Raw genomic sequence first — 12,632 nt, 5'->3', positions numbered from 1 at the left:
TGACATCGCATTTACTGGTAGAAAAATCAGGAAAGCCTCTTGCAATCACTTTTACATCAGCATCCGGGGATGAGAAAAAACAAGTGATCCCTCTGCTTACTCTAAGACTTCAAAAGTGGCCTTAAGGCCACTTTTTTGTTGTGATTCTTCTTAAAAGAGATCCCATTTTTTTGGAAAATGCCCCGCTTACAAGCGGCCCTCAATGAACATTTTCTTCAAATGGATAAACTATTTACAGATAAAAAGCATTCCTTCTATTCATGGATCAAGTCATTTATCAAGAGAACTCTTTTACTTAGTAAATTTAAAAAAATAAGAATTTTTCTTTTTTACGTGTTTATTCTCTTTTTGTACTTCTTTTTGTTCTGAGGATAGCGGAAACAGCAATCTATCTCCCCATAGAGAGACATTAAACTCTAATTCTGGATTCATAAGATATATATAATTTCTGTGGTACAAAGGTATAACTGGCATATCGTTGATCATAACTCTTTCTGCTTCTTCTAGAGTCAGTAAACGCTTATCTCCTTCCTCATAATTAGAACGATCGATTAGCTCGATAAATTTTGGATTTTCCCAACCCGTGCGATTCATTTTATAGTTCTTATACTTAAACCTTTGAAGGACATTTATTGGGTCGTCATAGAAAGCAAGCCAGCTACCAAGGCACATGGAATAGTCACCATTATTTAATCTATCTGTAGCAACGCTAAAATCTAGCTTTTCTAGTTTTATAAAAATTCCAAAAGTTTTTGCTAATTGCTGCTGAATAATTTGTACTATCTCGTCTGCTCCATAAACCCGGGAGCAATAAAGGAAAGTCAGTGATTTAAAAGCCTCTTTGGTAATACCCAGCTCAGCCATTCCTTCATTAAGCAAAATATTAGCTTGAGCCGCATCATTATCTTTGAAAAATTGGGAACATCGATTTTCTTTTAAGCAAGGAGCTACTAGACCTGTTGCGCACAGACCAGTTTTATAAGCAAGATTGATGGAATTCGTTTTAATATTTTTCTTATATCCTTTCCCCAACATTCCTAGTAATTCTTGGCGATTAATGGCTAAAGCAAAAGCTTTTCGAATCTTCGCATTATTAAAAGGTTGTTTGGTTGTATTGAGATAAATAAATACAGAATAAGGTTGTGGCTCTGAGTTAAAGGTCCATTTTTTTTCTAGCTCAGACACCTCTTCTAAAGGAATATCCGTTAAAGAGTCACCAATCATATCAACTTTTCCTTTCTTAAACATTTCTAATGTTACATGATCACTTTCGACGATATTAAATACGATTTTTTCTGGGTGGTTATCCTCTATTTTTCTATATTGAGGATTAGCATTTAGAACGATTTGATCCCCTTGCTTAAAGCTTTCCAATATAAAAGGTCCATTACACAAAAATTGAGTGCCTGTTTGGATTACCCAATTAGGATTTTTTCGATCTTGCTCAATATTTACAGGATAAAAATAAGGTAGACAAATTAATTTAAGAAAATAAGGAGTCGGGTGTTCTAGCTCAATCACAAGGGTTTTTTCATCTAGAGCTTTTATACCTACCTGGTTTAGGGAAACAAGTCCTTCTTTAGCTTTTTTTGCATTTTTAATAGGTTCAAATTGATGATATCCTATCGAAGGAAACTTAGGATCAAGAGTATCCTTCCACGACTGCTCAAAATCATAAGCGGTAACAGGCTCACCATTAGACCAAAGGTTATCTCCTAAAGTAAATGTATGGGTAAGCTTATTATCTGATACTTTATACGATTTAGCTTGAGCAAGTTTAATGGACCCATCAGGATATCGTTTAACAAGTCCTTCAAAAAGCAAAAAAATCACTTGAGAAGAAAAAACATCTGCTGCTTTACGGGGATCAAATGTTTTAGGAGATGTTTTCATATGTAAATTAAGCATAACAATCCTATTTATCAGTGTAAATGAAGAAGTCAACATGACAATACAAACAGTAATAAACCCAAAAATGGATATATTTCTTAGGACAAGACGTCTTAGTTTTTTTATGATACAAGAAAAAACCGTTAAGTTTTTATTTGAATTCTTATGATTCATGTTAAATATCCTTAAAGATTAATTGTAAGATCTATAAAGATAAATTTTTAGATGCATATTCCACAACAACAAAAAAAAAATTTAAGTTAGTTCTGTCAATTTCTGATCTTTATCCCCTCTAAAACCTACATTCCTACCCCCTAGCGTATATTTTTGGAATTAGCTAAGCCTTTTTTGCTATTACGTCTTTTTTGAACAAAGAGGTGGGGTATGGTAGAGGTTTCAGAAGGAGAAATTCAAACGACAGTAATGGATCACCATGGCTTAGTGGCTGGCATTTGTCAGGACTTAAAAATTGCTGAAAGGATTGACAATCGTCTGCCATCAGGCCCTCAAAGGAAAGTTAGTCCAGGAATAGCAGCGGTGGTTATGATCATCAATGGTCTGGGTTTTACGAATAGAACATTGTATTTAGCTCATCAATTTTTTGCATCCAAGCCAATAGAAAGGCTCCTAGGAGTTGGTCTTAAGGCCAAAGATATAGTGGTTCCGATTCAATCGGATAGAAAAATATTTTGTTTTGTGTTAAGCTATTGAGCATGAAAAAAACTGACCGCTAGCCAGATAGCTGACTTAGAACACAAGTTAAAGCATCCAAAAGACTATTCTGAACGGAATAGGCTTTGTGTAATTTTATGATGAGGGTATCTCAACAAAAAATCTTGCTAAAACACTCCGGATAAGTCCTATCACTGTTCAGGAATACCTCAGAGAATATGATTCCGAAAATAAAACTGGAAGTAGCCCTCGAGGCGGTAGCAAATCAAAACTTTCACAAGACCAAACAGAGTCTCTACTAAAACACCTACAGGGAAAAGACCTATCTTAAAGTCAAAGGGATCATAGCTTATGTGCATGAGCAATATGGGATAAAATATTCCCGAAGTGGCATGACAGATTGGCTAATACAGCACGGATTTGCTTATAAACGTCCTAAAAAGATTCCTGGGAAATTAGATCCTGAAAAACAACGAATTTTCATAGAACAATATATGGCTTTAAAGGAGACCTTAAACCCTGATTTTGCCTGATAGGAATGAAGATTTTTACAGAGGAATATAAGACAGTTGATGCCGATGCAATGCTCGATTTTTTCAAGAAGCTAGAAAAACAGACAGAGGCTCGAATTATAGTGCACTATCTCCCTCCTTATTCGCCGAATTTGAATCCTATTGAACGCTTGTGGAAGATCTTAAAGGAAAAGACGGTATAAAATCGATATTACGAAACGTCGGTGACTTTTTTTCAGGCAATTAGAGGATTCTTCTTAGAAGAGATACCGAAAATAACAGATGTTTTGAAATGTAGGATTAACGACAAGTTTCAAGTCGTTGACTTAAATCCCATTAAGCTAGCCGTTTGAATCGGCACTACTATAGACCGAAGTCATTAAAAACTCAAAAAAATGATTTTTTCATTTAGCTGGAATGATTGATTTATAAACTCTAACTTTGAGGATTCTTGCCCTGATGTTTCATGTAATCTCCTATTGACCCAATAGGCACATTTTGGGTGATTAGCATTAAAAATAGCAAAAATTACCAACTGGTTCTTTAAAAATTAGAAACCAAAAGGGAGAGAACTTGATTCGCTAGATAACTGTTGATAGGCATTTTCACAAGCTGCTTTGATTAAATCTTGCAATCCTTCAGGGTCATTGGGATCTAAACACTCTGGTTTAATGTTTATTTCTAGAAGCTCTTTTTCTCCATTTAGCACAACTGTAACAAGATTAGCTGAGCTTGTCCCTGTTACTTTTTTGTTTTGTAACTCATGGCGCATTGTTTCGATTTGCTGTTCCATAAGCTTTGCTTGTTTTTTTGCTTTTGAATAACCACTGCCCATATAAATTATGACTCCTTTTTAATTACAGCTTCTAGTTCTACAGCAGCAAATCGCAATAAGGTATCATATCGGCTTTGATGTGCAGAAGGTAAAGATGCGGGTGTAGGTTTTGGTTCTTGAATAGTGGGGGAAGGTAGAGATGTTATGTTTTCTATTGGTTTAATTAATGGATCTAATGGCTCAGAAGAAGAAATAGCTGGTATAGATAATTTAGATTCTAACTGAATAAGGCGTTGCACAAGTGTAGAAGAGTGCATGCGGTATTTAGAACGAATGATATATAACAAGATGGTTTCAACTAAGATTTGTTTTACAGAGATTTTACTAATCATTTGCTGCCAATGAATCAGATAATCTAAAACATCTAAGCACTGTTCTAAAGTATAGTAAGCAGCAGATGCTTTGTAATTGCTGTGCTGGTTTCCAAATAAACAAATAGGAAAACGATCCAACTTATATTGGATTAAATTACGGTAATGCTGGAGGAGTTGGTTAATGAAATAATAAAGGTCTTTACCACTTGAAAAGAGATCATGAGATAGCTCAAAGGCAACTTTAAGATCGTATTCTTCTACTGCCTTATCTAACTTGAAAAAGATAGATTTATTAATTAAAGCAAAGGCAGAGGTAGCATTTTTTACAGTAATGCAAGAGTTGTCAAAACAGATGAGTTGATCAAGTAAAGATTCCGCGTCGCGTAGAGATCCATCAGATAACTCAGAAATCAGGAAAAGAGCTTCTTCTTCACTGGAAATTCCTAAGTTTTCTAAAATTTGTTTGAGTTTTTTGACAATTAATTCAGGAGAAATGCGATTAAGATCAAACCGTTGGCAGCGACTAATAATAGTTGGCAAAACTTTATGCGGCTCTGTAGTAGCAAAGATGAATTTAACAGTAGAAGGAGGTTCTTCAAGAGGTTTAAGAAGGGCATTAAAAGCTTCTTTTGTAAGCATATGTACTTCATCGATAATATATATTTTATATTTACCGTGTGTTGGAGCATAGCCAATTGTCTCATTCATTTGACGGATATCATCAATGCCTCTATGAGATGCTCCATCAATTTCCAATACGTCCAGAGAACAATTGTTTAAGATATCTAAACAAGAATTACACTGGTTACAAGGTTCAGATTCTGCAAGGTTTTGGCAGTTCAGCGCTTTTGCTAAAATCCGTAAGAGAGAGGTTTTCCCAGTACCCCGCAACCCACAAAAAAGATATGCATGGGCTAATCTTGAATTATAGAGAGCATTTTTTAAGGTAGTAACAATTGCATCTTGTCCAAGCACATCTCCAAAAAGCTGCGGTCGATATTTTCTATAAGAAATACTCACTAAATCCTCTAGCTATAAACAATACTTCTATTATCATACAAAAAAAGCATTTAGAAGCCAAAGAGATCGTTTAAAAATTAAGGGAATCTGCAAAAAAATTTTTACCCCTAGAAAAGATAGTTATTAATTGCTAAGAATCTGTTATAATGGAAAAGATAAGTTCAAAGGGAGTTTTCAACGCTTAAACCCCTTATGCAAGAAGCAGAAATTGATGAAAACTCATTAGATTTACGTGGATGGCAAAAATGGTTTAAAGGCCATGAGTTTGTTAAGCGGCTTGTCTTGTTTTCACTCTTGATCATTTCTTTGACTTTTTTTATTAATAACCGAGAAGTTTTAATTGATTTACCAGAAGTTGGAAGTCTAGCTCCTCGCTATATAAGCGCTCAAGTCGCTTTTGATTTTCCAGATCTTGAAGCTACAAGAATGCTAAAACAGGAAGCTGTAAGAGATATTAGCCCCTTCTACCGCATAGATGAAAATCAAATTCGCAGCTATCGCAAAGAATTAGAACTTTCTTTAATTCAAAATCCAAATTGGCGATCTAAATTAAGTAAAAGCACTTTTGAAAATCTTTATACTGTTTTGGATCGATTAGAAGAAATTTTGATTCAGGCGCATTTTACCGATCAACGAACCTTAAATAAAATGCATGGGCTTGATATCCCTACCAAAGGAATTTTTGTTCTTTCTTTAGCTAAAGAAAATATAGAAGAGCAGCAGCTTGTGCCTGAGCGCTTTTGGCAGAAATTAGAAGAGAGGTTAAAGGAACTTCGTCATTTAAATTCAGAGGCAATTGATTTTATCCTTGTACAGTTTTCTAAACAGTTTTGGCTTCTTCAAGAAGATCTTTCTCTAGAGCGCAGCATCAAACATAGTATTCAAGATCGAGTTGTTCCACGCTATACTCATATTGAACCGGGAAGTCAAATTATTAAGGTAGGCGAAAGAGTTTCTCAACGTCACCTAACAATGTTGAAATCTATGAAGCATGCGTTAGCAGAATCTCAAGACCGATGGGCTTTTAAGACATTGTTAAGCAGTTTTTTGATAGCACTATCTTTGCTCATTTCACTAATTGCATTTTTAAATATTTTCTATCATGAAATTTTACAATCAGTACGTAAATTAGCTCTTTTGGTGTTAGTTTCTATTCTGACTTTAATTTTTTCTTCTTTAGTGGAACATTTATTGCTATCTGAAGAAAATCATTTGATTGAAATTGTCCGTATTCCCATTCTAGTGCCTTTTGCCTCTATATTAATATGTATTTTGTTTGAAACCCAACTAGCTTTGATCTTTTCTTTATTTCTTTTATCTTTATTTTCAGCTGTTTTAGCCGTAAATTATGTACCTTTTATCTTAATCAATTTTATTGCGATACTTACCACAGTTTTATTTACGCATAATTTGCATAAGAGAAAGCAAATATTTTCTGTTTTCGGCAAAGTTTGGTTATCTATTCTTCTACCTATAATTGGCTTGAATTTAGATAGAAATGGCTTGTGGGGTTTTAATTTAATTCCAGATGTAATGAGTTGTTTTGTATTTTTATGCGCGATTGCTATTTTTACGGTTGCTCTATTACCCATTTTAGAAACCTTATTTCATATAACAACAGATATGAGTTTAATGGAGTACATGGATCCTAATCATGAGTTGTTACATCGTTTGAGTTTAGAAGCACCGGGAACATATCAGCATTGTTTAGTTGTAGGGCATTTAGCAGAAGCGGGGGCTAGATCTATTGGCGCCAACGGCCTTTTTTGCAGAGTAGCTACTCTCTATCACGATATCGGCAAATTGTTTAATCCTCATTATTTTACAGAAAATCAATTTGGAGGATTTAATATCCACCAACTACTCACCCCCATGGAATCAACGCAGGTAATTATTGCTCACGTGCCAGAAGGGGAAGCATTAGCTCGTAAATACCATCTTCCGCAAGGATTTATCGATATTATTCGAGAGCATCATGGAACAACAATGGTTTACTATTTTTATTGTAAACAAATGGAACAAATGGGTAGTGATGCGAATAAAGTGAATGAAAAGCTTTTTCGTTACCCAGGCCCTAAACCCCATAGTAGAGAATCAGCAATCATTATGATTGCTGATACAATAGAAGCAGCTTCTCGTTCTATGGAAGAACTTACAGAAGAATCCATTACCGATATGATTGATAAGTTAATAGACGAAAAAGCCGAGGATGGGCAATTTAATGAATCTCAATTAACATTCGAAGAATTAGGAAAAGTAAAAAGAGCGATCATTAAGTCTTTAATTGTTACACGTCATCTGCGCATTAAATATCCCTCTAGAAACTAGATTCCAGATTCTTAAAAACATATAATGTCTAAGGAACTTTTAAGCGTTTATTTTCTCTTCCATATGACTCAGAAAAGAAGGACTTTTCTAGGTGGACTTATATTAGACAAATCTATTCTTCTTGAAATAAAAAACGTGGGAGCTGAGGATCTTTTCTTATTAAGAAGGTAGGACGCCAGAGAAGTATTATACTAGTTTAATTTCAAATTAAGGATTACATTCTTGGTATTTTGAAAAAAATCTCTTTACCTTCATATAAGGTATTGTTCTTTGCTTAAAGATTTTTATATGGTTCAAATTCTTAATTTGAAGCCAAACTAGTATACTTGTTCCTTTTTCAGGACTATTAGCTCTTGTAGGGGGATTAAGTATCCTTTTAGGTTATAAAGCGCGTTACGGAGCTTGGTTATTAGTGATCTTTTTAGTTCCTGTTTACTTATATGATGCATAAATTTTGGACGATTTCAAATCTCATGATGCATGACATGCAGCAAGTGATGTTTATGAAAAATGCCGCTTTATTTAGGCGCTGCTTTACTAATTACGCATTTTGGATCAGGACCTTTGAGTTTAAAGAAGTAAGATTTAGGAATTTTTTCTATATCTTTTACTTAAAGATCTTTGCAAAAGAGGCAGTAGAAAGCTCTTAGGAATAAAGTAAGTTAAAAAAATCATCAAGCGATATCTTAGATCGATGATTTTTACTCTTTTTTTTTGGCTTATTTGTTTGATGATCAATCGTACTGCTTTTTCACAAGATAGGGTAAAATAATCTGGTTTTTGAGGGAAGTTCTGAGAGGCTTTTTTACGAAAATCCGTTGCTATTTGTCCAGGACATATGGTAAGTACACGAATATGATAAGCAGATAGCTCTATGTCCAGAGCTTCTGAAAAACGGTAGACAAATGCCTTGCTAGCTGCATATACAGAAAAATTAGGATAGGAAAAAAAAGCAGCGGCTGATGAAATATTTAAGATCAACCCGGGCTTTTTAGCTTTTTTTAACGCTGAAGTAGCTTCTATAGAACACTCCATAACAGCCTGTATATTTACTTGGATCATTTCCTGCAATAGTTTTAAGGGTAGCTTTATAGCAGAGCCATACAAACCAAATCCTGCATTATTAATCACAAGATCTGGGCAGAGCTCTTGAATCAGTGCATAAAGAGAAGTTCTTTGATTTAATTGGCTCAAATCTGCTTGCACAATTCGAATCGGTGTTTGTATTTTTTTAGCGAGAAGCTGTAATTTTTGGATATTTCTACCGACTGCAATTAAAGAGATGTTTCTTTGCGCTAACGCATAACATAAGGCTCTTCCTAGCCCAGATGTAGCTCCAGTGACTAAAGCTAAATCATAATTCATAATATAAACTGGTTAAAATTAGTTAGTAAAGTATGTAAATGAGTTTGACATTGATTAATTCCTTGTTCTAATGAAGAATAAGAATCTAAATGAGTAGATAGATATATTTTTATTTTAGGCTCTGTTCCAGAGGGGCGTATAATTAAGCGACTCTGATCTTTTAATCCAAACACTAATACATTAGAAAGAGGTAGCTCTAGGGCTTCTTCTTGCTTAAGCTCTAAGGTAAAACGTATTCTTTTTTGATAATCTTCTATATAGAGCACGTCTATCGCTGCAATTGTCTTAGGCGGGTTTTGTCTTAATTGTTGCATAATTTTCTCAATTTTTTCCATGCCTTTTTTACCAGGTGCAAAATCTATAGAAAATTGCTTTTCTTGAAAAAGACCATATGTTTGATAAATCTTTTCTAAGCGATCTTGGAGGGTTTGATTCTGTTTTTTTGCATATAGCGCAATTTCTGCGAGTAAACAAGACATGACAATAGCATCTTTATCTCTTGCGTGAGTACCGATTAAGTAGCCGTAAGACTCTTCAGCACCGAATAGAAAATGAGGGCCTTCTTGGGATTGTTCCCATTTATGAATCAGTTCGCCAATATATTTAAATCCAGTAAGAACTTCTCTATAGGCAATTTTATAGCGCTTTGCAATGCTTTTTAAGAGCTGCGTTGAAACAATAGTTGTAACAATTGCTGCTCTAGCTGGCATTTTGTTCTCTGAGTTCAATACTTGGGCAAGATAGTCTGCGCAAATAGCTGCTACTTGGTTCCCATCCAATAGGATAGGTTTATTTTGATGTAAAATCGCAATCCCTATCCGATCTGCATCGGGATCTGTTGCGATCAAAAGATCAGACTTGGTATCTAGCATATATTTCAGACCCATTGTAAATGTTTCTTTATACTCAGGATTTGGAAAAGCTACAGTGGGAAAAGAACCATCAGGTTGGCACTGTTCTTTGACTAGATAGACCTGATCAAAACCCCAATGTGTTAAAGCTTGAGGCACGATAGTGCTACCTGTACCGTATAAGCTTGTATAGGTAATCTTCAAATTCTTACCCATTTGATGGTCTTGCTTGGGAAAGACCTGCAGAGGGGCTATTGCTTGTAAATAGAATTGATCTAGTTGATCTAGTTGATTTGAAGAATTATTAATTTTTTGGATGATTGGATTAGAAAAATCACTTAAATGAATTTGTGAAAGTTGGGATATTTTTTCTACTTCTTGCATGATACCTATATCATGTGGAGATACAACTTGACCGCCATCGCTCCAATAGACTTTATATCCGTTGTATTGAGCGGGATTGTGAGAAGCGGTAATCATAATAGCAGCATCTGCTTGCACAAAACGACAAGCAAATGAAATATAAGGAGTCGGTCTTAATTCATGGATTAAAAAGACTTGAATTTGATTAGCAGCAAGTACTTTTGCGGCTTCTTCTGCAAATTCTTTAGAATGATGTCGACTATCAAAACCAATGACAACTTTTCCTGTTTTTTTTTGTTGATTTACATAATTTGCTAAACCTTGGGTAGCTCTTTGAATAGTATAGATGTTTAGACGGTTGGTCCCTACTCCCATTAATCCTCGCATACCTCCTGTCCCAAAAGAAAGGTCGCAAAAAAAGGCATCGATAAGCTCTTGGGGCTTTTGCATGAGCAAACGCACTTGGTTTTGCGTGTCAGAATCAAAAGGGCTATTTAGCCAAACCTCAGCACGTTTTTGAATATCTGCCGGAATTGCCATATATCACCGCTTTTTTAAGAATCTACTTGTTTTTCTATTTCTCCAAAAGAGATCAAAGGCGCATCAACATGGTTTATTCCTTCACAACGTATGGCCTCTTCTTCCCAATCTTTTTTTGTTTTTAAGTTTTCTAGCCACCAAGGAAATTTGCGGCATTGTTTAGGCCTAGTAGAATAAATCTGACAGTTCTTATCTTTTAGAAAAACACAATCATAACTTAGATAATCCTCTAAAAGCGAGAGTCTCCCTACCACTTTACGGGTGTATTTTTTTATGCATTCTTCAAAACTTATTTGTAAAAATTGTGAGATTTCTTTCACTTCGCTATCACTTACCCATACATATCCAGGAGATCCTGTGCAGCATTTACCGCATCCTGTACAATGAAAACGTAGACCTTCTTTATACCATTTTTCAGACATTATTAACCTTAAAATAAGAGCGGGAAGTAGGTTGCCATTTGCTGTTAATGATTTTAAAGCCCTCAACCCAAAATTCCTTTTCATGTAATTCAATGAGATTCCAAGAGCCCGTTTTTTTTTCTATAATAGATCCGCTATCTAGGATAATAGGTAAATCGCTTTGTCTAAGATCTGCAATACAATGGCGATGGGTATGCCCATGTAGATATAAATTAACCCGAGGAAACTCCTTAATGAGATCGCATAAAGCCTCTGAGCGTTTAAGACCTTTTTCAGGAGCTTCGTTATAAATGAGAGGAAAATGATTTAAAATCAATATACTGTGATCTTTAGGTATTTGTTTTAAAGCTTGTTTTAATCTCTTTTCTAGTTCTATTGAAAAAAAACCATGACACGCAAGAGGAGGCGTAGCTATTGCGGTATCTAAAAAAATAGCAGACCATTTATTTTCTATTTCAACGATTGTTAGACCATCGTCTTTTAAGTTACATGTAGATTCAGAAAAATAAGAGGGGAAAAAACGATAATAGGTTTTATGGGAAAAATCAGCTTTTGTGTATTGGTCGTGATTACCAGGAAGAAGAAATACTAAAAGGCCCTGTTCCTCTAGTCTTTGAAGAAAAGCTTGCGCCATTAAAAATTCTTTTTCATCAGAAGTAGTAGTTAGATCTCCTGTAATCAGTACCTTAGAAACCCCTAACTGTTTAAAAAGCAAAGGGAGCGATTGTATATTTTCAAAACAAAATTGGGAGCGTCTGCGTAGATAGAAGTTAACATTTCCTATCCATCTCTTAGAAAAAAATTGATGGATTTTCCAAGACGGTTTTGCAAAATGTAGATCTGAAATATGAGCGCAGCGAACCATTGTGATCATCCTAAAATACTTTGGTCATTAGATTAACCGATCTGAGAATTCTTCTCTATAAATATACAAACGAGCAAAAGGCTTGTCGCACAATGTTCTTTATGCAAAAGTGTAAGAACCTCAGTTTTGGGTTTTAGTCAATAAATAATCCCCAATTACTCTATACAAGAAATATTTCTAAGATCCTGTTTAAAATCTTTTCAAAAGTAGAGCGATAAAAGCGAGAACCACCATATTCAGGCTTGTATGTAGTTTTCTTTCGCAATTTTTCTATAGCCTGCGACATTTTTCTATCCACGCAAAAGAACGCTCTACAACCCATTTTCTAGGAATAACTGTAAAAGTATGAAGTGTATTTCTCAAGAAGGGGTTGTAGAGCGTTCTTTTGCGTGGATAGAAAAATGTTTATACATTCAAACTCTTAATTTGAATGCAAACGAGTATAGTTACATCTAAAGACTCAGTAGCAAGATCTTCAACAATAGGATGGATGCCAAAATGAGGGCCATAGCATTTCTGAAAGACCTAGTGAGTATGCATATATCTGTTAAGTCAATGTATAGTTATTTAAAATATTATTGATAAAGTTGTATATTTTTCTCCAACAAAATATATGGAGGTAGAGAAATGCCTAAACCTTATTCAATGGATCTAA

General features: G+C 34.8%; 12 protein-coding genes and 2 pseudogenes. 6 read left to right on the top strand and 8 right to left on the bottom strand.

Features of this window, described 5'->3' with window-relative positions; translation table 11 throughout:
* Nucleotides 1–291 precede the first annotated feature (291 nt).
* Nucleotides 292–2,064 (bottom strand): peptide ABC transporter substrate-binding protein, encoded by a 1,773-nt coding sequence (locus tag RHOW815_RS03720; protein WP_215217006.1) that lies wholly within the window; start codon nucleotides 2,062–2,064, stop codon nucleotides 292–294.
* Between the two features lie 210 nt (nucleotides 2,065–2,274).
* Here RHOW815_RS03720 and RHOW815_RS03715 point away from each other — a divergent pair, with 210 nt between their 5' ends.
* The 4 genes and pseudogenes from RHOW815_RS03715 to RHOW815_RS08835 all read left to right on the top strand — a co-directional run bounded on the left by RHOW815_RS03715 (nucleotide 2,275) and on the right by RHOW815_RS08835 (nucleotide 3,427).
* Entirely contained in the window at nucleotides 2,275–2,601 is a 327-nt protein-coding gene (locus RHOW815_RS03715; RefSeq protein ID WP_215217005.1) for a DUF4277 domain-containing protein, read from the top strand.
* Nucleotides 2,602–2,891: 290 nt separating this feature from the next.
* A pseudogene (locus RHOW815_RS03710) lies at nucleotides 2,892–3,095 on the top strand (helix-turn-helix domain-containing protein); the annotation flags it as partial.
* 5 nt (nucleotides 3,096–3,100) lie between these two features.
* Nucleotides 3,101–3,277 (top strand): transposase, encoded by a 177-nt coding sequence (locus RHOW815_RS09035; RefSeq protein ID WP_215217003.1) that lies wholly within the window; start codon nucleotides 3,101–3,103, stop codon nucleotides 3,275–3,277.
* A gap of 21 nt (nucleotides 3,278–3,298) precedes the next feature.
* The gene (locus tag RHOW815_RS08835) at nucleotides 3,299–3,427 is read left to right on the top strand and encodes a hypothetical protein (RefSeq protein ID WP_256439906.1); all 129 of its coding nucleotides are present in this window, start codon (nucleotides 3,299–3,301) and stop codon (nucleotides 3,425–3,427) included.
* A gap of 197 nt (nucleotides 3,428–3,624) precedes the next feature.
* Here RHOW815_RS08835 and RHOW815_RS03700 read toward each other — a convergent pair whose 3' ends face one another.
* Nucleotides 3,625–3,909: a YbaB/EbfC family nucleoid-associated protein gene (locus tag RHOW815_RS03700; protein WP_215217002.1), complete on the bottom strand. Its 285-nt coding sequence runs from the start codon at nucleotides 3,907–3,909 to the stop codon at nucleotides 3,625–3,627.
* A 5-nt stretch (nucleotides 3,910–3,914) separates the two neighbouring features.
* Nucleotides 3,915–5,243, bottom strand: a complete 1,329-nt coding sequence (gene dnaX / locus RHOW815_RS03695) for a DNA polymerase III subunit gamma/tau (protein WP_215217001.1) — start codon at nucleotides 5,241–5,243, stop codon at nucleotides 3,915–3,917.
* A 192-nt stretch (nucleotides 5,244–5,435) separates the two neighbouring features.
* On the opposite strand from dnaX, the gene RHOW815_RS03690 reads away from it, so the two are divergent.
* Together RHOW815_RS03690 and RHOW815_RS09030 are read left to right on the top strand one after the other, a co-directional pair.
* Nucleotides 5,436–7,571: an HD family phosphohydrolase gene (locus RHOW815_RS03690; RefSeq protein WP_215217000.1), complete on the top strand. Its 2,136-nt coding sequence runs from the start codon at nucleotides 5,436–5,438 to the stop codon at nucleotides 7,569–7,571.
* A gap of 322 nt (nucleotides 7,572–7,893) precedes the next feature.
* The gene (locus tag RHOW815_RS09030; protein WP_215217007.1) at nucleotides 7,894–8,022 is read left to right on the top strand and encodes a hypothetical protein; all 129 of its coding nucleotides are present in this window, start codon (nucleotides 7,894–7,896) and stop codon (nucleotides 8,020–8,022) included.
* A gap of 134 nt (nucleotides 8,023–8,156) precedes the next feature.
* Here RHOW815_RS09030 and RHOW815_RS03680 read toward each other — a convergent pair whose 3' ends face one another.
* The 5 genes and pseudogenes from RHOW815_RS03680 to RHOW815_RS03660 all read right to left on the bottom strand — a co-directional run.
* Nucleotides 8,157–8,936 (bottom strand): SDR family NAD(P)-dependent oxidoreductase, encoded by a 780-nt coding sequence (locus RHOW815_RS03680; protein ID WP_215216999.1) that lies wholly within the window; start codon nucleotides 8,934–8,936, stop codon nucleotides 8,157–8,159.
* On the bottom strand, nucleotides 8,933–10,690 hold the full coding sequence (locus RHOW815_RS03675; protein ID WP_215216998.1) for a phospho-sugar mutase: 1,758 nt from the start codon (nucleotides 10,688–10,690) through the stop codon (nucleotides 8,933–8,935). Before RHOW815_RS03675 ends, RHOW815_RS03680 begins: the two co-directional genes overlap by 4 nt.
* A 14-nt stretch (nucleotides 10,691–10,704) precedes the next feature.
* The gene (locus RHOW815_RS03670) at nucleotides 10,705–11,112 is read right to left on the bottom strand and encodes a YkgJ family cysteine cluster protein (protein ID WP_215216997.1); all 408 of its coding nucleotides are present in this window, start codon (nucleotides 11,110–11,112) and stop codon (nucleotides 10,705–10,707) included.
* Entirely contained in the window at nucleotides 11,105–11,986 is an 882-nt protein-coding gene (locus tag RHOW815_RS03665; protein WP_215216996.1) for a metallophosphoesterase family protein, read from the bottom strand. Before RHOW815_RS03665 ends, RHOW815_RS03670 begins: the two co-directional genes overlap by 8 nt.
* Before the next feature lie 180 nt (nucleotides 11,987–12,166).
* A pseudogene (locus RHOW815_RS03660) lies at nucleotides 12,167–12,337 on the bottom strand (transposase); the annotation flags it as partial.
* Nucleotides 12,338–12,632 lie beyond the last annotated feature (295 nt).

The sequence above is a fragment of the Candidatus Rhabdochlamydia sp. W815 genome (genome assembly GCF_018642185.1).
GTDB classification, from domain to species: domain Bacteria; phylum Chlamydiota; class Chlamydiia; order Chlamydiales; family Rhabdochlamydiaceae; genus Rhabdochlamydia; species Rhabdochlamydia oedothoracis.
This window is presented reverse-complemented; position numbering and strand designations above follow the sequence as displayed.